The 25916-nt window shown below is 40.0% G+C and carries 26 protein-coding genes; 18 read left to right on the forward strand and 8 right to left on the reverse strand.

Features of this window, described 5'->3' with window-relative positions; genetic code table 11:
• Positions 1–80 precede the first annotated feature (80 nt).
• Complete coding sequence (locus tag LC091_RS05925; protein ID WP_082380950.1) at positions 81–206, forward strand: GapA-binding peptide SR1P; 126 nt, start codon at positions 81–83, stop codon at positions 204–206.
• 62 nt (positions 207–268) lie between these two features.
• Here the strand turns inward: LC091_RS05925 and LC091_RS05930 are convergent, their stop codons facing one another.
• Complete coding sequence (locus LC091_RS05930; protein WP_226681061.1) at positions 269–1750, reverse strand: aminotransferase class I/II-fold pyridoxal phosphate-dependent enzyme; 1482 nt, start codon at positions 1748–1750, stop codon at positions 269–271.
• A gap of 185 nt (positions 1751–1935) precedes the next feature.
• On the opposite strand from LC091_RS05930, the gene LC091_RS05935 reads away from it, so the two are divergent.
• Positions 1936–2895 (forward strand): NAD(P)H-dependent flavin oxidoreductase, encoded by a 960-nt coding sequence (locus LC091_RS05935; RefSeq protein ID WP_226681063.1) that lies wholly within the window; start codon positions 1936–1938, stop codon positions 2893–2895.
• Between the two features lie 54 nt (positions 2896–2949).
• Positions 2950–3225 (forward strand): UPF0223 family protein, encoded by a 276-nt coding sequence (locus LC091_RS05940; protein WP_226681064.1) that lies wholly within the window; start codon positions 2950–2952, stop codon positions 3223–3225.
• Between the two features lie 38 nt (positions 3226–3263).
• Here the strand turns inward: LC091_RS05940 and LC091_RS05945 are convergent, their stop codons facing one another.
• Positions 3264–3911 carry a YktB family protein gene (locus tag LC091_RS05945; RefSeq protein WP_226681066.1) on the reverse strand — a complete coding sequence of 216 codons (648 nt, stop codon included), beginning with the start codon at positions 3909–3911 and terminating at the stop codon, positions 3264–3266.
• Positions 3912–4126: 215 nt separating this feature from the next.
• Between LC091_RS05945 and LC091_RS05950 the strand changes: the two genes are divergently transcribed.
• Both LC091_RS05950 and LC091_RS05955 read left to right on the forward strand, forming a co-directional pair.
• Positions 4127–4315: a hypothetical protein gene (locus LC091_RS05950; RefSeq protein ID WP_010192786.1), complete on the forward strand. Its 189-nt coding sequence runs from the start codon at positions 4127–4129 to the stop codon at positions 4313–4315.
• Positions 4316–4457: 142 nt separating this feature from the next.
• A complete protein-coding gene (locus LC091_RS05955; protein ID WP_226681068.1) occupies positions 4458–5255 on the forward strand; it encodes an inositol monophosphatase family protein in 798 nt (265 codons plus the stop codon).
• A gap of 78 nt (positions 5256–5333) precedes the next feature.
• On the opposite strand, the gene LC091_RS05960 is transcribed toward LC091_RS05955, so the two are convergent.
• Positions 5334–5519, reverse strand: a complete 186-nt coding sequence (locus LC091_RS05960; protein WP_010192789.1) for a YlaF family protein — start codon at positions 5517–5519, stop codon at positions 5334–5336.
• A 128-nt stretch (positions 5520–5647) separates the two neighbouring features.
• Here LC091_RS05960 and typA point away from each other — a divergent pair, with 128 nt between their 5' ends.
• The 3 genes from typA (at position 5648) to LC091_RS05975 (ending at position 8190) form a co-directional block, all read left to right on the forward strand.
• Entirely contained in the window at positions 5648–7483 is a 1836-nt protein-coding gene (gene typA, locus LC091_RS05965; protein WP_226681069.1) for a translational GTPase TypA, read from the forward strand.
• Positions 7484–7579: 96 nt separating this feature from the next.
• Complete coding sequence (locus tag LC091_RS05970) at positions 7580–7894, forward strand: YlaH-like family protein (RefSeq protein WP_226681071.1); 315 nt, start codon at positions 7580–7582, stop codon at positions 7892–7894.
• 11 nt (positions 7895–7905) lie between these two features.
• Positions 7906–8190: a hypothetical protein gene (locus LC091_RS05975; RefSeq protein ID WP_226681073.1), complete on the forward strand. Its 285-nt coding sequence runs from the start codon at positions 7906–7908 to the stop codon at positions 8188–8190.
• Positions 8191–8239: 49 nt separating this feature from the next.
• On the opposite strand, the gene LC091_RS05980 is transcribed toward LC091_RS05975, so the two are convergent.
• Positions 8240–8671: a hypothetical protein gene (locus tag LC091_RS05980; protein ID WP_226681075.1), complete on the reverse strand. Its 432-nt coding sequence runs from the start codon at positions 8669–8671 to the stop codon at positions 8240–8242.
• 3 nt (positions 8672–8674) lie between these two features.
• A complete protein-coding gene (locus LC091_RS05985) occupies positions 8675–8875 on the reverse strand; it encodes a YlaI family protein (RefSeq protein ID WP_064101248.1) in 201 nt (66 codons plus the stop codon).
• 155 nt (positions 8876–9030) lie between these two features.
• Here LC091_RS05985 and LC091_RS05990 point away from each other — a divergent pair, with 155 nt between their 5' ends.
• Positions 9031–9489 carry a pyridoxamine 5'-phosphate oxidase family protein gene (locus LC091_RS05990; protein WP_226681078.1) on the forward strand — a complete coding sequence of 153 codons (459 nt, stop codon included), beginning with the start codon at positions 9031–9033 and terminating at the stop codon, positions 9487–9489.
• A gap of 282 nt (positions 9490–9771) precedes the next feature.
• Here LC091_RS05990 and LC091_RS05995 read toward each other — a convergent pair whose 3' ends face one another.
• A complete protein-coding gene (locus tag LC091_RS05995; RefSeq protein ID WP_226681079.1) occupies positions 9772–10401 on the reverse strand; it encodes a YhcN/YlaJ family sporulation lipoprotein in 630 nt (209 codons plus the stop codon).
• A gap of 227 nt (positions 10402–10628) precedes the next feature.
• Here LC091_RS05995 and LC091_RS06000 point away from each other — a divergent pair, with 227 nt between their 5' ends.
• Positions 10629–11957 carry a PhoH family protein gene (locus LC091_RS06000; RefSeq protein ID WP_226681081.1) on the forward strand — a complete coding sequence of 443 codons (1329 nt, stop codon included), beginning with the start codon at positions 10629–10631 and terminating at the stop codon, positions 11955–11957.
• 91 nt (positions 11958–12048) lie between these two features.
• Here LC091_RS06000 and LC091_RS06005 read toward each other — a convergent pair whose 3' ends face one another.
• Positions 12049–12549: a molybdopterin-binding protein gene (locus tag LC091_RS06005; RefSeq protein ID WP_226681083.1), complete on the reverse strand. Its 501-nt coding sequence runs from the start codon at positions 12547–12549 to the stop codon at positions 12049–12051.
• A 113-nt stretch (positions 12550–12662) separates the two neighbouring features.
• Between LC091_RS06005 and glsA the strand changes: the two genes are divergently transcribed.
• The 4 genes from glsA (at position 12663) to LC091_RS06025 (ending at position 19614) form a co-directional block, all read left to right on the forward strand.
• Positions 12663–13592, forward strand: a complete 930-nt coding sequence (glsA, locus tag LC091_RS06010; protein ID WP_226681085.1) for a glutaminase A — start codon at positions 12663–12665, stop codon at positions 13590–13592.
• Positions 13593–13696: 104 nt separating this feature from the next.
• Positions 13697–13978 carry a YlaN family protein gene (locus tag LC091_RS06015; protein ID WP_010192813.1) on the forward strand — a complete coding sequence of 94 codons (282 nt, stop codon included), beginning with the start codon at positions 13697–13699 and terminating at the stop codon, positions 13976–13978.
• Positions 13979–14201: 223 nt separating this feature from the next.
• Positions 14202–17645: a pyruvate carboxylase gene (gene pyc / locus LC091_RS06020; protein WP_226681086.1), complete on the forward strand. Its 3444-nt coding sequence runs from the start codon at positions 14202–14204 to the stop codon at positions 17643–17645.
• A 550-nt stretch (positions 17646–18195) separates the two neighbouring features.
• Positions 18196–19614: a cryptochrome/photolyase family protein gene (locus tag LC091_RS06025; RefSeq protein WP_226681088.1), complete on the forward strand. Its 1419-nt coding sequence runs from the start codon at positions 18196–18198 to the stop codon at positions 19612–19614.
• 48 nt (positions 19615–19662) lie between these two features.
• On the opposite strand, the gene LC091_RS06030 is transcribed toward LC091_RS06025, so the two are convergent.
• On the reverse strand, positions 19663–20601 hold the full coding sequence (locus tag LC091_RS06030) for a COX15/CtaA family protein (RefSeq protein ID WP_226681090.1): 939 nt from the start codon (positions 20599–20601) through the stop codon (positions 19663–19665).
• A 495-nt stretch (positions 20602–21096) separates the two neighbouring features.
• On the opposite strand from LC091_RS06030, the gene cyoE reads away from it, so the two are divergent.
• From cyoE to LC091_RS06050, 4 genes are all read left to right on the forward strand, one after another.
• Positions 21097–22038, forward strand: a complete 942-nt coding sequence (gene cyoE, locus LC091_RS06035; protein WP_404819660.1) for a heme o synthase — start codon at positions 21097–21099, stop codon at positions 22036–22038.
• A gap of 296 nt (positions 22039–22334) precedes the next feature.
• Entirely contained in the window at positions 22335–23396 is a 1062-nt protein-coding gene (gene coxB / locus LC091_RS06040) for a cytochrome c oxidase subunit II (RefSeq protein ID WP_226681092.1), read from the forward strand.
• Positions 23397–23421: 25 nt separating this feature from the next.
• Positions 23422–25293, forward strand: coding sequence for a cytochrome c oxidase subunit I (gene ctaD, locus LC091_RS06045; RefSeq protein WP_226681094.1), 1872 nt, complete (start codon positions 23422–23424; stop codon positions 25291–25293).
• Positions 25293–25916: a cytochrome (ubi)quinol oxidase subunit III gene (locus tag LC091_RS06050; protein WP_010193000.1), complete on the forward strand. Its 624-nt coding sequence runs from the start codon at positions 25293–25295 to the stop codon at positions 25914–25916. Before ctaD ends, LC091_RS06050 begins: the two co-directional genes overlap by 1 nt.

Genomic DNA, 25916 nt, shown 5'->3' on the forward strand with positions numbered 1-25916 from the left:
TGTAAGTAAGACAACATAAAGCGCTTTCATTAAAGGCGGCTTTGCAAAAAAAATTTCTTTTAGGAAAGAGGTTGAAGGGTATGGGTACAATCATTTGTCAAACTTGTAACAGCGCGGTGGATCACTTTGAGGATGAAAAAGTTACGACTTATTATGCAAAATGTGCAGATTGTCAGTGCTCTGAAAAAAGCGAAGATCTAGCCTAGAATCATATATTAATAGAAAGAGCAGGTCCCCTGATTTTGAGGGAACCTGCTCTTTGTTCATTTTATCGAATTGCTTTATGTTCTTTTATGACTCTTAATGTCTTTAGTTCATAATCTTCCGGACCTTGTACAGGAAGTCCTACTTCTAGTGTTTTGGTAATGTAGGACAAGTTTTCTTCCGTTATAATCTCACCAGGAGTGAAAATAGGAATACCTGGAGGATACACCATGATAAACTCTGCGATAATTCGGCCAGCGGATTTTTCAAATGGAACAACTTCCGTCTCAGAGTAGAAGGCATCCCGTGGTGCGATAGCTAACACTGGAATGTCTGGAAGTAGAACCTTTACTTTTTCGCCAGAATCTCCAGCCTGGTGATGAAACTCTGCTGATAAGTCTTTAAGGGCTTCTAGTAACGTTCCTGTTTCCACTTCCGAGTCACCAGGTGTGATAATACAAAGAATGTTATAGAGATCGGAAAGCTCCACTTCAATGTTATATTTTTGACGTAGCCATTTCTCGACATCATATCCTGTAAGGTTTAAGTTTTTAACAGAAATAATCAGTTTTGTCGGGTCATAGTCAAAAGTTGCTTTTCTGCCTAAAATTTCAGGTCCTACACAATGTAAATGCTCAATTTCATTAATAGCATCCCGTGTTTTATTAGCAAGTTGGATTGTCTTTTCTATTAGCAAGTGTCCTTCGGTGGCAAGGCGTTTTCTTGCAACATCCAATGAAGCTAATAACAGGTAAGAAGTGGATGTAGTGGTTAGCATACTTAAAATGCTTTGGATGCGATTTACATTCACCAATCCTTCTCGTACATTCAATATAGAACTTTGTGTCATAGAACCTCCAAGCTTATGGACACTCGTCGCAGCCATATCAGCTCCGGCTTGCATAGCTGATAAAGGAAGTTCTTCATGGAAATGTATATGAACCCCGTGCGCTTCATCTACAAGTACAGGCACGTTAAATGAATGAGCAATTTCAACAATCTGACTTAAATCAGCTGAAAAACCAAAATAAGTAGGGTTTATAACCAGAACGCCTTTTGCATCAGGATGTTGCTGAAGCGCCTTTTCAACAGAGTCTGTCGTGATGCCGTGAGAGATTCCTAGGTCTTTGTCCACTTCTGGGTGAATAAAGATTGGTACAGCTCCTGAAAAAACAATGGCAGACATGACGGACTTATGAACATTCCTAGGCACGATGATTTTCTCTCCAGGCCCGCAAACTGCCATCACCATTGTCATGATGGCTCCACTTGTACCCTGTACTGAGAAAAATGTGTGGTCAGCTCCAAAAGCTTTTGCTGCAAGGTCTTGTGCTTCTTTGATCATTCCCTTTGGCTGATGAAGATCATCAAGTGGACCAATGTTAATTAGATCTATGGAAAGAGCATTTTCACCGATAAATTCTCGGAATTCAGGGTCAATGCCGGCTCCTTTTTTATGTCCGGGAATATGGAATTGAACGGGGTTCCCTTTGGCATGATTTAAAAGTCCAGTAAATAATGGCGTATCGTTTTGAGAATATGTCAACTTACTTATGCACCTCTTTAATTTAACTTAGTTTCGGTTTCGTTTATCTTAACGCATCTAATTACGCAGAACAAACATTCACATAAAACAAATGAAATTATAGCATTTATCCCCTACATTGCATAGCAGGAATTTGTCATATTATAAAGAAACATATAAAGAGAGATAGAAAGGGGAAGATGAACATGAAATGGGAGACAAGAGTATCGAAACTATTAGATATTAAATATCCGATTATACAAGGTGGACTTGCATATTTAGCGTACGCAGATCTGGCTGCAGCGGTTTCAAATGCAGGAGGTCTTGGCCAGATAACGGCCATGAGTTTAGAAAGTCCAGAATTATTAAGAGAAGAGATTCGGAAAGTTAGAAAAATGACAGATAAGCCATTTGGAGTGAACTATGCAATTGGCCAACATGGGAGACCTTTTGAGCATATGTTGGATATTGCTTTAGAAGAAGATGTTCCAGTCATCTCCATGACAGGTGGTAATCCTTCACCAATTTTCAAAAGGCTGGAGGGTTCAACATGCAAAAAATTAGTTCTTGTTGCTGCTCGCAGACAAGCAGAAAAAGCTGAAGAACTAGGTGCTGATGCCGTAATGGTCGTAGGACAGGAGGGAGGCGGTCATCTAGGTAAAAACGACCTGGGTACCATGGTATTAGTCCCTAAAGTTGTAGACGCCTTAAACATCCCTGTAATCGCTTCAGGAGGCATTGGTGATGGGAGAGGCTTGATGGCGGCATTAGCACTTGGTGCGGAAGGGATAGAAATGGGGACAAGGTTTATCGCAACCAAGGAGTGCATGCATGCTCATCCTACATATAAAGAAAGACTTGTAGACGGAACGGAAAATGATACAGTGGTCATAAAAAGAAGTCTTGGTGCACCTGCAAGAGCCATTCAAAACAAATGGACCGATCAAATATTGCAGCTAGAACAGGAAGCAAAAGGTTATGAAGGATTAAGAGACTATATTAGTGGCACAGCGAACAAACGGTATATCTATAATGGCGATACGAGTACTGGTTATGCGTGGGCTGGCCAGGTAATGGGCTTGATTGAGGATGTGCCCACTGTGGAGCAGCTCTTGTCGAGAATGGTGAAGGAAGCGGAAAATATTAGAGAGAAGTGGACAAACTAGAGAAGGAAAATGATATACTTTACTTTTCCACTATACATATAATGAGGTGAAATTATGGATTTCTCTTATCCCATTTCCTATGATTGGTCTACAGACGAGATTGTAGATGTTATTGCACTTTATGAAGCGGTTGAACTCACTTATAGCAAAGGTGTAGAACGTGACCAGCTTTTATCCTTATATCGCAGGTTTAAAGAGATCGTGCCAGGCAAGGCAGAAGAACGTAACCTTGCAAATGAATATGAGGAACTTAGTGGTTTCTCTGTCTATCGTACAATTAAAAAAGCAAAAGACATGAAACCAGGCGAACAGGTGAAAATGTCAAAGTAAAAAATCTCAGAACCTTGATGGTTCTGAGATTTTTTTGTTTAAGCTTCCACCGTCTGCTTCGTTAAGTTGTACAACCCTTTAACTGTTTGAACAGCTTCTTCGATACGCGCAACAGTTTCATCTCCAGAAAGTTTAACTGCCTCTTCTTTAGGAATTTGAATACCGCAAAGTATTTCCGCTTTTTTAACATTAATCAAACGTTCGAAGAGCTCCTTGTGAGCTTCCTCATTCATATCAGATTGACGGATAACCTCAGGCTTTGTATGATCCTTGGACCAGACATAGTCAGAAGGAATCTTCTCTCGGATAGAGGATACATTCTTAAGCAGAACTTCGCCAAATGCTTCTTTCATCGGTGCTTCGTAAATAACCGCAAACCAGACAAATATATGTGTCTCCCATAAACCAATTTGGAAATGTGGTAACATCTTGTATCCTCGTGCATTGTTTGCAAAAGCAACCCAGGAATCTTTAGGAGGGTTCTTGGTTCTTCTTGCATGCTTGGCCACATGATAGTGCATTTCATCACCAGTCATGGCGGTTAGGGAAGGTGAGAAATACTGGCCTAGCTGTTCAAATTTAGGCTGTATTTGAGCTTTTAAAGCTTCCATTCTTTCTTCAAGACCATCTATTGTAAATACTTCAAAATCTTCCTTCTTAAAACCATTGAAAGTTTTGTTTGTCATGTAGTCGCCCCGTTTCTAACTATTGCTTTTTTATATTACTCATTTTATCATAGCCATTTTTCTCTGCCAAAAGATTAGATTTTTCAACCTTTTACTTTCTTTTTAGGTAACTGCACATTTTAGTTACCAACTTTCATTCCCTTCATATGATATAGCAACCATTAGAAAATTGAATCCTTTGGAACCTAGAAACTTTTATGAAGGAGGGAATTATTGTGAAACAAGTGGCGACACCTTGGAAAAAGAAAAAAGAGGAAAATCAGCGTGCGGTCTTACGAATGGAAATCGATTATGAATTGGCAGTTTTGTTTGAAGCAATACAAGAGAGTGATAAGGAAAAAATGAAGAAAACGAAATCTAAATTAGAGCAGTTAAGAAAAGAAATGTTAAGTCTAGAGGTTTAGTGGCATAGGCTACTTTGACGAACCTGTATGAGGTTCGTTTTTCTGTGTGACCTATTACTTGATTTTACCCATCTGTTTCAGTAAGCTAAAACATACATAATTTGATTGCATCGAATATGGTAACAGAAGGGCAGGAGAACATATGAAGTGGACTGAAATTGATGAGAATGCAAAAAAATGGACAAGAGAAGCGGGAGAACGTATTCGAACTTCTTTCAGCAAGGAATTGATGATACATACAAAATCTTCTCCTGATGATCTGGTAACTAATATTGACCGGGAAACGGAACAATTTTTTATAGAACGTATTAGAAAAACCTATCCAGACCACCAAATTCTTGGAGAAGAAGGATTTGGAGATGAATTGGATAAGCTTGATGGAACGGTTTGGATTATCGACCCAATCGATGGAACGATGAACTTTGTCCATCAGCAACGAAATTTCGCCATCTCGGTTGCCGTATATGAAGATGGTGTCGGAAAGATTGGGCTAATTTATGATGTGGTTCATGACGAGCTTTACCATGCAAAAGCAGGGGAAGGGGCTTATTTAAACGATACACAACTTCCACAGCTTGAAGAAGTGGCTGTAGAGAAAGCTGTTATCGGATTAAATGCCACATGGATCACGGAAAATAAACGGATCGACCCCACTATTCTCGCTCCGCTTGTAAAAAAAGTAAGAGGTACAAGGTCTTATGGGTCGGCAGCGCTTGAAATGGCGTATGTAGCAACAGGGCGAATTGATGCATATATTACGTTGAGACTTTCCCCTTGGGATTTTGCAGCGGGACTAATTCTTGTAAACGAGCTCGGTGGTAAAGTGACCACACTTCATGGTGAACCTCTTAACATGCTTGGACAAAACAGTGTCTTTGTAAGTAAACCGGGATTGCATGAAGTGATCAGCAAGGATTACTTGTATAAATTGAAGAAGTAAATGAAAACCCACGGTCGCAAATTCGCGCCGTGGGTTTTCAATTTTTTGATAAATTATAGTAGGAACATATTGTAAACTTTATAATTGTCCGTTTTCGCGCATTTTTCTCTTTGTTTTGAATCCAAGTCCCATGACCACACCGAATAATACAAACGCTCCAACGATTCCAAGCGTGTTTCTCTCTCCGATTGCAATTCCGACCATGCCTAAAGAAACCGCTGCCAAAACAGCATAAAGCATGAAAATCCACTTAATATCCTTCATAAAATCAACTCCTTTGGATAACGCTAAATATATATAACATATATTTTACATAAGTCTCTTTCTCTTTTCTACCATGTTTGTGGTATAATACTAAAGTTATTAAGTTGTAAAATTAGGGAGATGAAATAGTGAACATCCGCAATGATATCAGAAACATCGCAATTATCGCTCACGTAGACCATGGTAAAACAACGTTAGTGGACAAATTGCTACATCAAGCTGGGACGTTTAGAACGAACGAGCAGGTAGCAGAACGTGCCATGGACTCTAATGATTTAGAAAGAGAACGTGGGATTACTATATTAGCTAAAAATACGGCAATTAACTATAAAGATACGCGCATTAACATCATGGACACACCAGGACATGCCGACTTTGGTGGAGAAGTGGAACGTATTATGAAAATGGTTGATGGGGTACTTTTAGTAGTAGACGCTTATGAAGGCTGTATGCCTCAAACTCGCTTTGTATTGAAAAAAGCGTTAGAGCAGAACCTGACACCAATCGTAGTTGTAAACAAAATTGACCGTGACTTTGCTCGTCCGACAGAAGTGGTGGACGAAGTAATCGATCTATTCATCGAATTGGGTGCAAATGAAGAACAATTGGAATTCCCAGTTGTATATGCTTCTGCAATCAATGGTACAGCTAGTACAAATCCAGAGAAGCAAGATGAAAACATGGAAGCAATCTATGAGTCCATTGTTGAACATATCCCAGCTCCAGTTGATAACAGTGCCGAGCCACTTCAATTCCAAGTAGCGCTTCTTGACTACAATGACTATGTTGGACGTATCGGAGTTGGTCGTATTTTCCGTGGAACGATGAAAGTTGGCCAACAAGTTGCATTAATGAAGCTTGACGGCTCTGTAAAACAATTCCGTGTAACCAAGCTATTTGGTTTCATCGGTCTTAAACGTGTGGAAATCGAAGAAGCGAAAGCGGGGGACCTTGTTGCCGTTTCCGGAATGGAAGATATCAACGTAGGGGAAACTGTTTGTCCCGTTGACCACCAAGATGCACTTCCTGTTCTTCGTATTGACGAGCCAACTCTTCAAATGACTTTCTTAGTAAACAACAGTCCGTTTGCTGGTAAAGAAGGGAAATTTGTTACATCTCGTAAAATTGAAGAGCGTCTAGAAGCTCAACTGGAGACAGATGTAAGTTTACGTGTAGATCCAACTGACTCTCCGGATGCATGGGTTGTTTCCGGGCGTGGAGAGCTTCACCTTTCCATCTTGATTGAAAACATGCGCCGTGAAGGATTTGAGCTTCAAGTATCAAAACCTGAAGTAATCATTAAAAATATTGATGGTGTTAAATCTGAGCCGGTTGAGCGTGTACAAATCGATGTACCGGAAGATTACACTGGTTCTATCATGGAATCCATTGGTGCCCGTAAAGGTGAAATGGTTGACATGATCAATAACGGTAACGGTCAAGTTCGTCTGATTTTCATGGTACCTTCTCGTGGATTAATCGGGTATACGACGGAATTCCTTTCCCTTACTCGTGGATACGGAATCATCAACCACACATTTGACAGCTACCAGCCTATGGCAGCAGGTCAAGTAGGTGGACGTCGCCAAGGTGTTCTTGTTTCTATGGAATCAGGTAAAGCATCTACTTATGGTATCATGGGTATTGAAGACCGCGGAGTTATCTTTGTTGAGCCTGGAACGGAGGTTTACGAAGGAATGATCGTGGGAGAGCATAACCGTGAAAATGACCTTGTCGTGAACGTTTGTAAGATGAAGCAAGCAACTAACGTACGTTCTGCAACGAAGGATCAAACAGTTAGTATGAAAAAACCTCGTCTTATGACATTAGAGGAGTCTTTAGAATACTTGAATGACGATGAGTACTGTGAGATTACTCCACAATCCATCCGTTTACGTAAAAAGCTTCTTGATAAGAACGAACGTGAAAGAGCAGCGAAAAAGAAAAAGTACGCTGAAGCATAAAAATTAGAAGAGGGATGCAGGGGTGCTTAAAGAAGGACCCTTGTCATCCCTTTTTCTAAATATCTATCTAAAACTGTTAGAAATGGGGAAAAGGCAATGGATGTAACACAGAGGTTATCCTTTTTTGCGAGTCTATTCCGTGTGGATGAAAATCCTGATTTAGGCATGTGGCTTTTGTATTTTACCATTTTAGGATTGTCAATCTTAGTTTATAAGCTTGGATTCGCCTTGAAGCTTCCTGTATTAAAGTCAGTGGTAATTTACTTATTCCTTGCTTTAGGAAGTACAGTTCTTACGTTTCTTGGAATCTTTCTTCCTGTTGGAGAAGGGTTGGTTGTGGCGGCTTTAATATTGATTATCTATAAGATTCGACTTCACCGTTCAAAGCAAGCGGAAAGCACAGAATCGTAGGAGGTCAGTATATGAGGTCTTTACAAGACACGCTGTATAATTGGCTGACCATTAAAGTGGTAGCAGAAGCAAGACCAGATGATAAATCCGCACATGATACAATGAAGCTGTTTGAAGGAATTCTTTTGGACGATCATAAAATTACGAATATTGTTGTTTCCAAACAGGAGCCAATGTATTACGTGGAATATGATAAGGATGCAGAACGGCATAAAGTTAGATTTCCAATCGAATTAATTGACGTGATGTTAGAGCAAATTCAAAACGAGCCTGATAAGTACCATAATTATGAGTAAATTAGAAAAAGGATAGCTCCTTCTCGAGTGATTGTCACTTGCGAGGGATCTATCCTTTTTGCTTCTTTTTGTAAAATATAGGGAGAAATACTGCGAAGGCCAAATGCCCGATCGACCATAATAGTATCGCAATGACATCCGTAGGTGCAGGCGTCTCTTTTATAGCCAGTATCGTTAATGGGAAATACAATAGAATCGTAGGGAAAGTGATACCTATGGCAACCAGGTACTGCCTTCTTTTATCAAACAAGTGGAAGTGTTCCACTAAAAAAGCAAATATGATTCCAATCACCACAGCCACAATCAAGTGGAGGGAGAACTCGGCAGGTTCCGAAAGGTTTGCATTCTTCAAACCTGGAATAAAATCGACATTCAATAAAAGCACATATACCTTTTTTCCTGATAGGACTTCAAGCGCTTTAATGAACACGCCCATCAGGATTCCACTTATTAAACCCGTAAAAGCGCCTCTTCGTATCAAGGTCTACCACTCATCCTGATTTTGTTTTTGTTCATACAGCTTAAAATTGCCTGTAGCTTTTCTTTCATTGGTTCTTTTTTCAATACGTTCACTGCATTCGTCGCACATATATGTATGAATAGGTCGATTGCGAAGTCTTTTCGCAACTAACGTTTCGTCATTGATGCTTTCAATTTTATCGCAAATTACACACTTGACTCTCATGGTCCACCTCTTTATTCAATCTTACTCATTAGTATAGCATAAAGGGTGAAAATTAAGAATTAATTGCTAACAAGAGCAGTTTCGTAACCTGTTGAATCTTCCTATGGAAATGTTGATATGGTACTATTAATAAAAATAAAGTGGGGGGATGGACTATGCCAAACCTAGTAGAAAATGTTCTTGTAGAACCACTCATAGAAGCATTGCAAAAAGAAACTCTTGTGACAATTAGTACTGTGGACCATGAAACAGGTGGTCCAAATGTGAGTGCAATCTCCTGGATATATGCCCCAGACGAAGAATCCATACTACTTGCTGTGAATGCAGAATCACGGATCGTGAAAAATGTGTTATATAAAAGCGAGCTAGTAGTAAATCTGATGGCCAATGATTCCGTTTACTCCATTCACACTAAAGCAACTGTTAAAGTGGAGAGAATGGAAGGTGTTCCATTGAAATTGGCGTTGTTGCATCTAGATGTAAAAGAAGTGAGGGATGTCATGTTTTATGGTGCGAAGATAAGCGTTGAGCCTAAGTTTGAGAAGACCTATGATGTGGAAGCTGCTAAGAAATTGGATTATCAGGTGATGACGGCGATTCATCGGTATAGCTAAGAGCGGGTGATTGGGGAACCAGGTGTAAGCCTGGTTTTTTTTGTTTGTGTCGGTGCGCTTGGGTGGCGGGTCGAATATTGTTGTGTTATGGCGATTTCTTGATATAATCCAATTTTTCTTGATATAACTCGGAATTTCTTGATATACTCTTCAAATTTCTTGATATATCCGAAAATTTCTTGATATATTGCTTTTTTTCTTGTTATCCATACCTAACCAGTACCTGCGCTATATAAAAAACTGCCCCAAGTGGTATTTCCATTTGGGGCAGCAATCAACTTTCTAATCCTGCTTTACTTCCTTATATCGTTCCTCGTCTTTCATGTTATTAGACTGATTTTGTTGTTTCTGTTCCAACTGTTTTTCTTGATCCTTTGGAAGTTTGGAATTATTTTGTTCTGTTGGATTTGGTGCTACTGGTTCTTTCAGGTCAATCGGAATTTCCGGCATAACCCTTCCAACAATCTCTGCCAGCTCTTCCATCACACCTGTGACAGGTCTTCCGTTTTGAATGTCCCGTCCCATTTCTTGCAAACGTACAAAGGAGTCTGCATCTGCAAGGATAATAGCTGTTGCGCCATAAGGGTCGTTCTTAAGACTTTCTGCTACAGAATACTTAATGGTGCTGACTCTTTCGCGATCTAAATCGGAGTTTACATCGATTCCAACCACCGCATATGGGCCAAGTACAACCGCTGTCGCATCATTCACATTTGGAACTCTTGTAGCAAGTTCCACCAGATGAGCGGACACTTCCTGTCCTGTTTTTCTATCCACCTGCACATCTGCAGAATCTTTTACATGAATAATTCGAGAGTTTTCATCTTCGCTGGAGATATTTTTTGGTTGATTGTTCATACAACCTGTAAGAGACAATGTAACGATTGCGGTAACTAATAAATATCTTTTCACCTATTTCACTCCTTCTTTAGGATGGTTCCATTTTCATCTGTCTTGATTTTATTGTTTATTTGTTCTTCTATCTTTATTCATTCCGACATATATTTTAACAACGGTCCGTCCCTCTTTTATGGTCAAGTAGTAACACACTAATTGTATTGGGGCCATATAATAAGAGGGAGGATGCCTTGATTCACTCCAGAAAGACAAAAGAAGGGCTGAGAGTAGGAGGCGGCAGGTTGGGTAAAATTTATGTATTAGATACAAACGTACTGTTACAGGATCCATATGCAATCTATTCCTTTGCGGATAATGAGGTGGTAATTCCTGCGGTGGTATTGGAAGAAGTGGATTCGAAAAAAAGATATATGGATGAAATAGGAAGAAACGCCAGACAAGTTTCGAAAATAATTGATTCCTTAAGAGCTACAGGAAAGCTTCATGAAAAAATACCTCTGCATAATGGTGGAGCTCTCCGAATTGAGTTGAATCATAGAAGTTTCCATCAACTGCAGGAAATTTTCGTGGAAAAGACCAATGATAACAGGATTCTCGCAGTGGCGAAAAATCTTTCGTTGGAAGAGCAGACAAAAGAGGATGGGCGTACCGTCATTTTGGTGAGTAAGGATGCGTTAGTTCGCGTGAAGGCCGATGCAATCGGGTTAATTTCTGAGGACTTTTTAAATGATCGTGTCGTGGAAGTAGATCATATTTATAAAGGATTTCTCGAGATTTATGTTCCGACAGATACCCTTAACACTTTTTATGTAAAAGGAGAAATCAGTGCCGCAGAATTAGCCAATCACCCATTTTATGCCAATCAATTCGTAATCATGAAGGATGCATTGGGCGGTTCGGCTTCAGCAGTTGGTATTATTGACTCCACTGGGAAAAAAGTAAAAAAACTTATTTTTGATCAAGATCATATATGGGGAATTCGACCACGTAACGTGCAACAAACGATGGCGTTTGAAATGCTTTTACGGTCAGATATACCACTTGTTACATTGACGGGTAAGGCAGGAACGGGGAAAACTCTCTTGGCGTTAGCTGCAGGACTTATGCAGACCGAGGATTTGAACCGTTATAAAAAACTGCTAGTGGCACGTCCGATTGTACCTGTTGGAAAAGATATCGGCTTCCTTCCTGGGGAAAAAGAAGAGAAGCTAAGACCATGGATGCAACCAATTTATGACAACTTGGAATATTTATTTAATACAAAGAAACCGGGAGAACTTGATGCTATCCTTGCAGGTATGGGTTCCATCGAAGTGGAAGCTTTGACCTATATAAGGGGAAGAAGCATTCCGGAGCAGTTCATTATTATTGATGAGGCCCAGAACCTAACGAAGCATGAGGTGAAGACCATTTTAACGAGGGTAGGGGAGCGGAGTAAAATTGTTCTGATGGGTGATCCGGAGCAAATTGACCATCCTTATCTGGATGAGTATAACAATGGTTTGACTTATGTAGTGGAGCGGTTTAAGGATCAAAAGTTGGCTGGCCATGTGAAGCTTGTAAAAGGGGAGCGTTCCATGCTTGCAAAGCTCGCCGCTGACCTATTATAAATGATAGTGGTTTGTTATCACCGCTGTTGATTTCCGCAAAAAAAGTACCGCCGTAACTTTTGTCACGGCGGTACTTTTGGGGAGTCCCATCTTATTTTACAATGATTTTATGAACATTTTTAAGTGGTTCTGTATGATTCGAACCGTCCTCGAAATAAATGTGGACTGGCCCATCTTCTTTTAACGGTTTGCCGTTTTTGGAAAAGGCAAGAATGATTTCCTGAGCAGTTGGGATGTCTACTTCTAGTTCAGCATCCGCCCCTACAAATACCACTTTAGTGGAATCAGGTTGTGGTTCTGCATTGTGCAGGAATGGCCCAAATTTAATGCCGAATGTACCATTCAACAGTTTCTCTTTTTCGAATTTACGTTCTGACTTCAAAGTTGGAGGGTGAATGGCACCTTCCCTGATTTCCCGCTCCCAATGTTTCGAAACTGCTTTTGTATATTCTTCAAGCTCATCTGTTTTCTCACGTTTTTGTTCTGTGAAATATGTATCCAAATCAATTCTGCGATCGTCAAAAATCCAAACCCCAGGGTCGAGAGTAATCGAGAAATTGACTTTACCTTCTATTCTGATGATATTTTCCATGTTGTCCCCCTCAATTGTAATCCTTTTCATCATTATATAACTTGAATGTTTTTTTGTCATGTTATCGGGGAATCTATTGGTAGATTCATGTCGGATATTAAGGGGTGTCGCAATTGACATGTAGAAGTGAGGATATTTTACAGTCATTAGTGGAAGAAGCCAGGAAGGTAGCATTTGAGGGGAAAGTAGCAAATTACATACCTGCCTTACAAAAGGAAAACCCAGAGCATTTGTCCTGTGCAATGGTCTATCCAGATGGAAACTGCGTATCAGCAGGGGATATTAAGAAGCGATTTACGTTGCAAAGCATTTCTAAAATAATTACACTAGCACTTGTCCTTATGGATTATGGACCTGACCATGTTTTCCATAGAGTGGGGATGGAACCTACAGGTGACCCTTTCAATTCAATCATCAAACTAGAAACATCTTCAAAAGCCAAACCACTCAACCCAATGATAAATGCGGGGGCGCTTGCCGTCACTTCTATGATGAAGGGCAGTAATGCTGAGGACAAAGTAGAATATATTATGGATTTTGTCAGGAAGCTTACGAATGAACCTGATATAGATTACTGTGAAGAAGTCGCCATTTCAGAATTTACAACATCTTTTCTAAACAGATCTCTTTGTTTTTATATGAAAGGTGATGGAGTAATTCATGGGAATGTAGAAGAAATCATGGAGGTTTATACAAAACATTGCGCTATAAGATTGAATTGTCTTCAATTGGCCGTAATGGGTGCAGTTTTTGCAATGGATGGAATTAATCCCTTAACGAACGAACGGGTGATGCCAAAGGAAGTTGCGAGGATTTGTAAAACATTCATGGTCACATGTGGTATGTACAATGCTTCGGGTGAATTTGCCATCAAAATTGGAATACCTGCTAAAAGTGGGGTATCTGGTGGGATAATGGGTTCTGTGCCTGGACGGATGGGAATAGGGATATTCGGACCTCCTTTAAATGATGTGGGGAACAGCCAAACAGGTCTAAAATTACTAGAATTACTACAGGATAAATATGATTTAAGCATGTTTTAGTATTCAGTTATAGTAAATGCGTTTATCCTCCTTGCAATTTTTTAAAAATAACGATAAAATTTATAGATAAGATAGGCAATTGTACGTAAACGGAGGGATCGATATTGGCATCAGATATCGTGGTCGATCATCGTGATAAAGCTATTACGCTTTTAAAAGCTGATTCAGATAAAATATTGAAACTGATTCAAGTCCAAATGGATAACTTGACCATGCCTCAATGTCCATTATATGAAGAAGTGTTGGACACGCAGATGTTCGGACTTTCTCGAGAAATGGATTTTGCGGTTCGCCTTGGTTTGATTTCCGAAAAGGAAGGAAAAGACATTCTTTCTAAATTGGAAAAGGAACTTTCTGCACTTTACGAAGCATGGGAAAGAAATTAATATTAATAACGCTCAATCATGCGATAGTTGCTGATTGAGCGTTTTTATTAGTAGTCATTAAAATCAGTCTAAAATCAGCAATATTCGCATTTTTTCTACATAATTAGTAAGGATTGTATCGAAAAAGAGGAAAGTTATCGAAAAATAATGTATAATGGCTTTTATAATTGAAAAAATATTCTAAACTTTTCCACGTGAGAAGTAGCTACTAGGGGGAGACAATATGACGAGAAAAATAAACAAGGTTCTTGTTGCGAATCGCGGCGAGATTGCAATTCGTGTTTTTCGAGCTTGTACAGAACTGAACATTCGCACAGTTGCTATTTACTCTAATGAGGATATCGGCTCTTTCCATCGTTATAAAGCAGATGAAGCATATCTTGTAGGGGAAGGGAAAAAACCGATTGATGCATATCTTGATATTGATGGAATCATTGAGATTGCAAAAGCAAACGGTGTAGATGCAATTCATCCTGGCTATGGTTTTCTATCGGAAAACATACACTTTGCCAGAAAATGTGAAGAAGAAGGCATTATCTTCATTGGTCCAACATCCAAGCATTTGGATATGTTCGGAGACAAGGTAAAAGCAAGAACGCAAGCACAGCTTGCCAATATTCCTGTTATACCGGGTACAGATGGTCCTGTTCATTCTTTGGATGAAGTGATGGACTTTGCTGCAACTTACGGATATCCATTGATGATTAAGGCTGCACTAGGTGGCGGCGGTCGAGGAATGCGTATAGTCCGAAGCAAATCTGAATTGCGTGAGTCGTTCGACCGTGCAAAATCAGAAGCGAAAGCAGCATTTGGAAATGATGATGTGTACGTAGAAAAACTGATTGAAAACCCAAAACATATTGAAGTCCAAATACTTGGTGATCAACATGGAGAAATCATTCACTTGTTTGAACGCGATTGTTCCATTCAAAGACGTCATCAAAAAGTAGTTGAAATTGCACCAAGCGTTTCTCTATCGGATGATTTGCGTGAACGAATATGCAATGCTGCAGTAGAGTTAATGGAAAATGTGGATTACATTAATGCAGGTACAGTTGAATTCCTGGTTGCAGGAGATGAGTTTTATTTCATAGAAGTAAACCCTCGTGTGCAAGTAGAACACACCATTACGGAAATGGTAACCGGTGTGGACATCGTACAATCTCAAATTATGATTGCAGAAGGACATGCCTTACATAGCAGCGTACTTGGGATTCCGAAGCAAGAAGACATTAGAGTTCACGGATTCGCGATTCAATCCCGCGTAACAACGGAAGATCCATTAAACGGATTCATGCCTGATACAGGGAAGATCATGGCATATCGTTCTGGTGGAGGATTTGGTGTCCGTTTGGATGCAGGAAACGGTTATCAGGGAGCGGTCATCACACCTTATTATGACTCATTGCTTGTAAAGCTCTCCACATGGGCGTTAACATTCGAACAGGCCGCATCCAAAATGGAGCGAAACCTTAAAGAATTCCGTATTCGTGGTATCAAAACAAACATCCCGTTTCTTGAGAACGTTGTAAAGCACCCGAATTTCATGAATGGGGAATATGATACTTCCTTTATTGATACTACACCTGAGCTTTTTGTCTTCCCGAAACGTAAAGACCGTGGAACGAAAATGCTTACCTATATTGGGAATGTAACGGTAAACGGATTCCCAGGTGTGGAAACAAGAAAAAAACCTATCTTCACGAATCCTAGAATGCCGGAAGTCAGCCATATCGAGGAAGTTCCAAGCGGAACCAAGCAAATCTTGGACGAGCGAGGAGCAGATGGATTGGTCAAATGGGTGACAGAACAGAAGGAAGTCCTATTAACGGACACGACTTTTAGAGATGCCCATCAGTCTTTACTAGCCACACGTCTTCGTACAAATGATTTAAAGCAGATTGCGGAGCCGACAGCTAAGCTATTGCCAAATCTCTTCTCCTTGGAAATGTGGGGTGGAGCAACATTTGATGTTGCGTATCGATTCTTAAGTGAAAACCCTTGGGATCGTCTCTTAACATTACGTGAAAAGGCACCGAATGTTCTTTTCCAAATGTTACTCAGAGCTTCCAATGCAGTAGGATACAAGAACTATCCAGACAACTTGATAAAAGAGTTCGTCGAAAAGTCTGCATATGCTGGAATTGATGTATTCCGTATCTTTGACAGCTTGAACTGGGTCAAGGGAATGACCTTGGCAATTGATGCAGTCCGCGACTCCGGAAAACTGGCTGAGGCGGCAATCTGCTACACAGGAGATATTAATGATCCGAGCAGAACGAAATATGATCTGCAATATTATCGTGATATGGCAAAAGAATTGGAAAGAAGCGGTGCTCACATTCTTGCCATCAAGGATATGGCAGGGCTATTGAAGCCACAATCAGCTTATCGCTTAATTTCTACTTTGAAAGAAACAGTGGACATTCCGATTCACCTTCATACACATGATACTAGTGGAAATGGAATCTATATGTATGCAAAAGCAATTGAAGCAGGCGTTGATATTGTGGACGTGGCCATTAGTTCCATGGCAGGTCTTACTTCTCAACCAAGTGCAAATTCTCTGTACTATGCCCTTGAAGAAATGGACCGCAAGCCGGATGTATCCGTAAAAGCTCTTGAACAACTTTCTCATTACTGGGAGGATGTACGTAAATACTACAGTGATTTTGAAAGCGGCATGAACAGCCCTCATTCCGAGGTTTATATGCACGAAATGCCTGGAGGACAATATAGTAATCTTCAGCAACAAGCGAAAGCGGTAGGACTAGGCGCTCGTTGGGAAGAAGTGAAACAAATGTATCGTCGTGTAAACGATATGTTTGGTGATATTGTGAAAGTAACACCTTCCTCTAAGGTAGTCGGTGATATGGCGTTATTCATGGTTCAAAATAACTTATCAGAACAAGATGTGCTGGAAAAAGGAGAAACAATTGATTTCCCTGATTCTGTTATTGAATTGTTCGAAGGCTATTTGGGACAGCCTCATGGAGGGTTCCCAGAAGACTTGCAAAGGGTCATCTTAAAAGGGAAATCACCTATTACAGTTCGCCCAGGTGAATTATTGGATGATGTCGACTTTGAAGAGGTTCGCAAGAAATTGTTTGAAACATTGAATCGTCAAGTGACAAGCCATGAGATGATTGCTTATGCTCTATATCCAAAAGTGTTCTTGGATTATCAAAAGAAATATGAACAATATGGAAACGTATCTGTCTTGGATACACCGACGTTCTTCTTTGGTATGAGACTTGGAGAAGAGATCCAAGTGGAAATCGAACAAGGAAAAACATTAATGGTCAAGCTAGTTTCGATCGGGGAACCGCAAAAAGATGGTACAAGAGTTGTGTACTTTGAATTGAACGGACAACCTCGTGAAGTGTACATCAAAGACGAAAACGTCAAGTCTGATGTTGTATCAAAACCTAAAATGGATGCGACAAACCCAACGCATATCGGTGCAACCATGCCAGGAACGGTTATCAAGGTATTGGTGGAAAAAGGGGAGAAAGTTTCCAAGGGGGATCACTTGATGATCACAGAAGCGATGAAGATGGAAACGACTGTACAAGCTCCATTCAGTGGTACCGTAAAACAGATTCACGTTGCAGCTGGAGAAGGTATTGCAACTGGAGACTTATTAATTGAAGTAGATAAAGTATAATTAAGACCTTCTATTAAAAGAACCCGAGAGTGATGATCCATCATTCTTGGGTTCTATTTTTAGTAGATAAGGAAGTATAAAATCCTGTTGATTTCCGTTCCAGGCGCTTCGCTTGCCTGCGGGCAGTCCGTGAGCCTCCTTAGGCTTCCGGGGTCTCACTTGTCCCTTCCCCCCTCGGCCGTCTGCGCGCCTTCCACTCTAATCAACAAGGTGACTTCATTAACCTTTAGGATTTTTGAAGATGTAAGGTATTTAGCTGGGTTAACTGTAAAAGCAATAACGTTTCGTTCTAATAATCTAGAACTGGTGATTGGAGCAAAAGGCGAAGACTCCTGAGGGAGATAGTGCTAGGTGGAGACCCCGCAGGCGTAGCCGAGGAGGCTCCAGCAGCGCCCCTAGGAAAGCGAAGCCGTTTGCGGAAATCGACAGCGGAGTATGACCAAGTATCTAAAATGGCCGGTCGGTTTTTATACTAATAAATGATTGTAACCCATCCAAACTTCCTTTCGTTTAGGTATGTACCTATAATGGTGTCTGAGGTGACAAACTTATGACTTTATCAATCATGTGGTTTCGCAGGGATTTTCGCTTGCAAGACAACACTGCCTTATACCACGCGGTAAAGGAAACACAACATAGAAAAGAGCCTTTACTGTTCGTTTACCATCTAGATCCAGTTTTCACTACCAAAGATACACCTAATCACCGCTTTTTCTTTGCTGCGTTGGAACGGTTTGTTAAACGGTGTGAAAAAAAGGGGATATATATTCATTTAGTAGAGGGGACATGGAAAGAAGCATTCTCTCAAGTGTTAGAACAATTCCCTGAAGTGACATCATTATACTATAACCAAGATGAAGTCGGAGCTGGTCAAAAGCGCGATGAAGTGGTGGACAAATTCTTTCTGGAGAGAGGAATTCGGGTTTCTTCATATATGGACTACAACATTCACGGTGCCAATGAAGTGAAAAAGCCGGACAATTCCATTTATAAAGTTTTTACTCCTTATTTTAAGAAGTGGACAGCTCAGCCGAAAATTGATCCATATATCCTAACAAAAGAAGACCTAATGATAGAAAGTATCAAAAAAGATGCAATGTATTCAAAGGGGAAAAATGCTTTATCAAATCTATTGAACATTTCAGGTCAACATCCTATTCCGGATGAAGAGACTGCATTGAATCTATTAAACTCATTCATGAAAGTGAAAATTGATGAATATGATTGCTTTAGGGACATCCCCTCAGCTGAAGCGACTTCAAGATTATCTGTCCATTTAAGAACAGGAACGATTTCCGCCAGAACAGTTTTGTATCATATTCAAGAAAAGCAACAAACATCATATAGTACTGGGATGGATACATTTCTAAAAGAACTGGCATGGCGCGACTTTTACAATATGATTTTTCATCACTATCCTGATAGTAAAACACAAGAAATAGATGAAAAGTATCAGAAGCTCAAATGGAATGATAATCAAAATCTATTGGGACTATGGAAAAAAGGAAAAACAGGATTTCCCGTTGTGGATGCAGGCATGAGACAATTGGCAGAAGAAGGCTGGATGCATAACCGTATAAGGATGATTACCGCTTCCTTTCTCACTAAAGACTTTTTAATGGATTGGCGGTTGGGGGAGAGATATTTTGAACAGATGTTATATGATTATGATGAGGCGTCCAATATCGGAGGCTGGCAATGGGCGGCATCTGTAGGGACGGACGCAGTGCCATATTTCCGTGTTTTTAATCCAATTACACAATCAAACCGGTTTGATCCTAAAGGGGAGTATATAAAAAAATACCTTCCAGAACTAAGTGGAGTTTCCGAAAAGTATATTCATGAGCCTTGGAAAATGGATGATTATGAACAAGAAAAAGCAGGATGTGTGATTGGTAAAGATTATCCGCGACCTGTGGTAGACCATGCCGAGCAAAGAAAAAAGGCAATTCAAATGTTTAAAGAATAAAAGTGACTTTTCATAAAAAAACGAGTGGGCAAAATGCCCACTCGTTTTTTATATGGATTTAGTTGTTTGGTTGTTGACTTTCACTTGATTAGTTTTATTTCGCGTGACTAGCATCAAGAAGTAGCTCAATACTCCGAATAAACAAGAGATAATTAAAGCGTGTAAAAGTGCTACAAAGATATTTAAGTTGGTTATTACAACTAAAGCTCCTGTCGTAGCTTGAGAAATTACAAGAATGGAGCATATAATCCAACCGGCTTTAATGACAGGTTGGTGCTTGTACTTTTTAATCGCAAGGATTGTTACATAAACAATCCACACGACAATTAGTCCGGCCGCAGCCCGGTGTCCCATTTGAATCCATTCATGCATTTGGGTGGGAATCCCAAGCCCGTTCCGTGTACAGCTCGGCCAACTTGGGCATGCTAAGCTTGCGCCAACATGTCTTACTAGTGCGCCACTATATACCACCAGATAGCAGTAAACAATAATACCGACAATATGAAACGACATCCGTCGGTCTACTATCAACGATTCAGCATCAAACTTCTTATCTACTTCAAAAATGAGCAGAGTAAGAAGGAAGACGGAGGCAAATGAAATAAGGGAAATCCCAAAGTGAAGTGCCAGTACTGCAGATGATTGTCCCCACACTACAGCAGCAGCTCCAATTAGAGCTTGTAAGATTAATACCAGAAATGATACTAGGGCCAAAAATTTTGTCTCTCGTTTATGACCAATTGCTTTCCAAGCCCATACTGCTAGAGTCAGAACCATTAGTCCGGCTAACCCTGAAACAATACGATGACTTAATTCAACTATAAGAGCGAAGTCAATATTACTTGGAATTAGTTCGCCGTGACAGAGTGGCCAAGATCTTCCGCACCCCATACCAGAACCGGTTTTTGTAACAAGTGCTCCCCCAATCAGAACAAAAAGCATGATAATAGACGTGCAAACGGCGAACCATTTTAATAATTTATACACTAGATCCACCTTCTCAGAAAGAATTTGTATCTCCCTTATATTAAAAAAGAAACAGAAATGGTAAAATAATAAACGTCCTCCCAATACTACACAATCTTACGGTAATTGACAATATCCTCAAGCAGTTATCCAGGAGGAAATTATTATCGTGAAAAAGGTTGAATAATGGGATGGAGTTTGCTAGTAATATATAAGGGAAGTTTGTAATCAGCCTCTTCACTTTTGTGAAAAGCTTCGACAAATCCTATTATATACCGTTTTCTTACGCACGGGTTGCAATCTCTCTAGGTGACACAAATTAGTCATATTTTCTTCAAATATAATTCACAAAGTATTTAGCAAATATGATTTAATATACAGAGAGAATGTTGCCAAGCACTTATTGCTCAATATGTGCATAAATCTCCGCATTATAATGCGGTAGTGAAAACGTATTCACGTGCTCATTTGTTTTTTTATCAAATGATTGCATTAAGGTTCAAAGGAGGAATATAAATGGCAAATTTGAGGACTTTGGACCAAGCGCCTGCTTCATTATCAGATGAACGTCCTCAAGGTATGGAAGTTGCTCCTTCAAGATGGAAAGACTTCTTAGCGCTAATAAAAATTGGGATTGTGAATTCCAATTTTATCACTACGTTTACCGGCCTCTGGTTAGCTATATATTTTACCCAGACAGATGGTTTTATCGCTAATTTGGATATTGTCCTTTTGACTATGATAGGTTCTTCACTGGTAGTTGCGGGTTCATGTAGTTTAAATAACTATATTGACAGAGATATTGACCATCTCATGTCTAGAACAAAGAATCGTCCTACCGTAACCGGAAGAATGGATCCAAAAGGAGCACTTTATCTTGGGTTGTTTCTTACAGCTCTAGGAACCATCATCTTAGCTTTTACAACCATTACAGCCGCTGTAATCGGACTTATCGGGGCTTTCACCTATGTGGTTTTATATACAATGTGGTCAAAAAGGAAAAATACGCTTAACACTGTAATAGGAAGTGTGTCAGGTGCAGTGCCGCCGCTTATAGGCTGGGCTGCCGTTGACCCAGGACTTTCGTTGATTGCGTGGATATTATTTTTCATCATGTTTGTATGGCAAATTCCACATTTCCTTGCCATTGCTATTAGAAGGTGCGAGGAATACAGAAATGCAGGCATTCCTATGCTTCCTGTAGTTCATGGTTTTGACATTACAAGAAGACAAATGCTTGTATGGGTTGCCTGTTTACTGCCGCTTCCTTTTTGGTTGTTTGATCTTGGAGCGGGATTAATCGTGCTAGCAACTCTATTGAATTTAGGCTGGCTTGCTCTAAGTATTGCTGGTTTTAAGATGAAAGATGGATTGAAGTGGGCAACATTAATGTTTGTCTACTCATTAAATTATCTAACTATCTTATTTGTTTCCATGATCATCGTTACCATCTTCTAAGATCAAGGAATTTATTTGTTCAACAAGAAGAGAGCATGACAGCTATTGCTTATAAAGGGTAGCTGTCTGTTTTCACGCAAAAACACCTCAAAAATTAAGGGTGAAATTACATAACCTGTGGTATAGTAAACAATGGGTGCGAAAATTGTCCTTTTGAGGTAAAAAGTGTATAGCTGATACGGTGAAAACCAGTTGGCTCTATAATTTGTGATTAGATTCTTTCTCAAAGCTTTGAAGGAATTTATCAATACATTCTACTTCACTCACTAAATATGAAAGAGGGGTTTGATTAGGCTATGAAGAAATGGCTACCTAATTGGCGTATAGTATCACTTTTCAGTGTAATGGCGCTATTCTTAGCAGGCTGTGGTAAACCGTTCTTATCTACACTTCAGCCAGTAGGTGAAGTGGCAGATATGCAAAAATCACTGATATTGTTAAGCTCAGCAATTATGATTCTTGTAGTAGTTGTGGTTTCTATTATCTTCGTTTACGTTGTGGTGAAATTCCGCCAGCGTAAAGGCGATAAAGAAATTATTCCAAAGCAAGTGGAAGGAAGCCACAAGCTTGAAATCACCTGGACTGTTATTCCGATTTTATTACTTTTAATCTTAGCAGTTCCAACTGTATCTTACACATTTGACCTTGCTGATGTAAGGGAAATGGACAAGGAAGAGTCTGATGCACTTGTAGTAAATGTTACTGCGCACTTATACTGGTGGGAGTTTGAATACCCAGAGTATGGTATTGTAACAAGTCAAGACCTTTATGTTCCAACAGATGAAAATGTTTACTTCAACTTGGAAGCAAGTCAAGTAAAACACTCATTCTGGATTCCTTCTGCCGGAGGGAAAATGGATACAAATACGGACAACACGAACCGTTTCTGGTTGAATTTTGATTCAGAGCGTGTTGGCCAAGCAGAAAATTTATTCCACGGTAAATGTGCCGAGTTATGTGGTCCTTCCCATGCATTGATGGATTTCAAAGTGAAAACCATGCCTCGTGAAGACTTTGATCAGTGGGTAGAAAAAATGCAAGGCAAAGAGCATGCTGCTCAATCTGATCTTGCGCAAGCAGGTGAAGAAATCTTCAACCAAAGCTGTATCACATGTCACGCGGTTGGTGCAGATGCACAAGCTGATGCTGGGGTTGCACCTAACTTAACAAACTTCGGGGACCGCACTATGATTGCCGGTATTTTAGATCATACTCCAGAAGACTTGGAAAAATGGTTGAAAAATCCTGAAAAAGTTAAACCAGCTAACTTGATGACAGGTACTTACGGTAACTTGAAACAAGAAGAAATTGACGCTCTTGTTGAATACTTAATGTCATTAAAAGTAGACGAAGAATAGATTTCATAGAAAGGGAGGTTACATTGTGAGTACGTTAGCACAGAAAAAAGGCTTTGGCGCAACGGTATGGGACTACTTGACAACAGTAGACCATAAAAAAATCGCCATCCTTTACCTTATTGCCGGCGGTTTCTTCTTTATCGTCGGTGGCTTGGAAGCGATGTTTATTCGTATCCAGCTGGCTTTGCCTAATAATGATTTTTTAGCTGCAGGCCTTTATAATGAAATACTTACTATGCATGGAACAACAATGATTTTCTTGGCAGCTATGCCATTATTGTTTGCGTTTATGAACGCAGCGGTTCCTTTACAAATCGGTGCACGTGACGTTGCATTCCCTTTTATCAACGCATTAGGTTTTTGGTTGTTCTTCTTCGGAGGAGTTTTCCTGAACATGAGTTGGTTCTTAGGTGGAGCACCTGATGCTGGGTGGACTTCTTATGCATCGCTATCACTCGCATCTGAAGGTCATGGTATTGACTTTTATGCGTTAGGACTTCAAATATCGGGTATTGGTACATTAATTGGTGGTATTAACTTCCTTGTTACGATCATCAACATGCGTGCACCTGGTATGACTTATATGCGTATGCCTCTATTTACATGGTCTACGTTTGTAGCATCTGCTTTAATTCTTTTTGCTTTCCCTCCATTAACTGTAGGATTGGCATTAATGATGTTCGACCGTCTTTTCGGAACAGCTTTCTTTGATGCGAACCTTGGTGGTAACACAGTAATTTGGGAGCATTTATTCTGGATTTTCGGACACCCAGAAGTTTACATCTTAATCTTACCAGCATTCGGTATTTTCTCTGATGTATTCTCTACCTTCTCTAAGAAGCGTCTGTTTGGATACTCTTCCATGGTATTTGCAACAGTATTAATCGGTTTCTTAGGATTCATGGTATGGGCTCACCATATGTTCACAACTGGTCTTGGACCGATTGCGAATGCAATCTTTGCGGTTGCAACGATGGCAATTGCCGTACCTACTGGTATTAAAATCTTTAACTGGATGTTCACAATGTGGGGCGGACAGTTACAAATCAATACTGCTATGCTATGGTCAGTAGCATTCATACCTACTTTTGTACTTGGTGGGGTAACAGGGGTAATGCTAGCATCAGCTGCGGCTGACTATCAATACCACGATTCTTATTTCGTAGTAGCCCACTTCCACTATGTTATTGTTGGGGGAGTAGTGTTTGGTCTATTTGCTGGACTTCACTACTGGTGGCCGAAGATTTTCGGTAAAATTTTAGATGAAACTTTAGGAAAGATTACTTTCTGGTTATTCTTCATTGGTTTCCATCTAACGTTCTTTATCCAACATTTCCTTGGACTTATGGGTATGCCACGTCGTGTATTTACATTCGCTGACGGAAATGGTTGGGAACTAGGAAACTTAGTTAGTTCCATTGGTGCTATTTTCATGGCACTTGCAACAGTTGTTTTATTCATCAATATTGTAAAGACTGCTTTAAGCAAGCAGACTGTAGCTGGCGATGCTTGGGGCTATGGCCGTACATTAGAATGGTCCATTCCTTCACCGCCACCAGAGCACAACTTTACACAAACTCCACTTGTTCGTGGACTTGATCCGTTATGGGTTGAGAAGATGGAAGGTAAAAAAGGCATGACGCCTGCAGAACCAATCGGAGACATTCATATGCCAAACGGTTCTATTCTTCCATTCATCATCTCAATTGGCTTGTTTATCGCAGCATTTGGTGTTATGTATAGAAGCGATTACACATGGGGTCTTCCAGTGATGATCATTGGTCTACTAGTAACATTTAGTGCCATGTTCTTCCGTTCTATAATCGACGATCATGGATATCATATTCATAAAGAAGATCTTCTTGCTGAAGATGATGACAAGGGGGCGAAGCTATAATGCATACTGAAGAAAAATTCACAGCAGAAACTTTTCCAGCTTCGCCTGAAAAGGCGACCCTTGAAGGCAAAAACAAGTTCTTAGGCTTCTGGCTTTTCCTAGGTGGAGAGACTGTACTTTTTGCTTCATTGTTTGCTACTTATTTAGCTCTAAGTGGACCTGATTCCATTGTTTCTGGTCCTGACCAAAAAGAATTATTTGATTTAGCATTAGTTTTTGCTGCAACGATGATTCTTTTAACAAGTTCTCTAACAAGTGTGTACGCTATGTACCACATGAAAAACTTTAACTTCAAAAAGATGCAATTGTGGATGGGTATCACATGGCTTCTAGGATTATCATTCTTAATCCTAGAGATCTATGAGTTCAATCATTATATCCATTTAGGCCATACAATTACTAGTAGTGCATTTGGTTCTGCATTCTACGTATTAGTTGGTACTCACGGTGCCCACGTATTCTTCGGTTTACTTTGGATTGGAACTCTTTTAATCCGTAACATGAGACGTGGTTTGGATCTATATAATGCTCCTAAGTTCTATGTAGCTTCACTATACTGGCACTTTATCGACGTTGTATGGTTATTCATCTTTACTGTTGTATATTTAATGGGATTGGTGTGA

Origin of the sequence: Sutcliffiella horikoshii (assembly GCF_020524325.1) — a bacterium.
Taxonomy (GTDB): Bacteria; Bacillota; Bacilli; order Bacillales; family Bacillaceae_I; genus Sutcliffiella_A; species Sutcliffiella_A horikoshii_D.

Bases quoted from the DNA above. Each gene is read 5' to 3' on its own strand.
- LC091_RS05925 (WP_082380950.1), top strand. From the start codon at position 81: ATGGGTACAATCATTTGTCAAACTTGTAACAGCGCGGTGGATCACTTT.
- LC091_RS05935 (WP_226681063.1), top strand. From the start codon at position 1,936: ATGAAATGGGAGACAAGAGTATCGAAACTATTAGATATTAAATATCCG.
- LC091_RS05940 (WP_226681064.1), top strand. From the start codon at position 2,950: ATGGATTTCTCTTATCCCATTTCCTATGATTGGTCTACAGACGAGATT.
- LC091_RS05945 (WP_226681066.1), bottom strand. From the start codon at position 3,911: ATGACAAACAAAACTTTCAATGGTTTTAAGAAGGAAGATTTTGAAGTA.
- LC091_RS05955 (WP_226681068.1), top strand. From the start codon at position 4,458: ATGAAGTGGACTGAAATTGATGAGAATGCAAAAAAATGGACAAGAGAA.
- LC091_RS05960 (WP_010192789.1), bottom strand. From the start codon at position 5,519: ATGAAGGATATTAAGTGGATTTTCATGCTTTATGCTGTTTTGGCAGCG.
- LC091_RS05970 (WP_226681071.1), top strand. From the start codon at position 7,580: ATGGATGTAACACAGAGGTTATCCTTTTTTGCGAGTCTATTCCGTGTG.
- LC091_RS05975 (WP_226681073.1), top strand. From the start codon at position 7,906: ATGAGGTCTTTACAAGACACGCTGTATAATTGGCTGACCATTAAAGTG.
- LC091_RS05985 (WP_064101248.1), bottom strand. From the start codon at position 8,875: ATGAGAGTCAAGTGTGTAATTTGCGATAAAATTGAAAGCATCAATGAC.
- LC091_RS05990 (WP_226681078.1), top strand. From the start codon at position 9,031: ATGCCAAACCTAGTAGAAAATGTTCTTGTAGAACCACTCATAGAAGCA.
- LC091_RS06005 (WP_226681083.1), bottom strand. From the start codon at position 12,549: ATGGAAAATATCATCAGAATAGAAGGTAAAGTCAATTTCTCGATTACT.
- pyc (WP_226681086.1), top strand. From the start codon at position 14,202: ATGACGAGAAAAATAAACAAGGTTCTTGTTGCGAATCGCGGCGAGATT.
- LC091_RS06025 (WP_226681088.1), top strand. From the start codon at position 18,196: ATGACTTTATCAATCATGTGGTTTCGCAGGGATTTTCGCTTGCAAGAC.
- cyoE (WP_404819660.1), top strand. From the start codon at position 21,097: ATGGCAAATTTGAGGACTTTGGACCAAGCGCCTGCTTCATTATCAGAT.
- coxB (WP_226681092.1), top strand. From the start codon at position 22,335: ATGAAGAAATGGCTACCTAATTGGCGTATAGTATCACTTTTCAGTGTA.
- LC091_RS06050 (WP_010193000.1), top strand. From the start codon at position 25,293: ATGCATACTGAAGAAAAATTCACAGCAGAAACTTTTCCAGCTTCGCCT.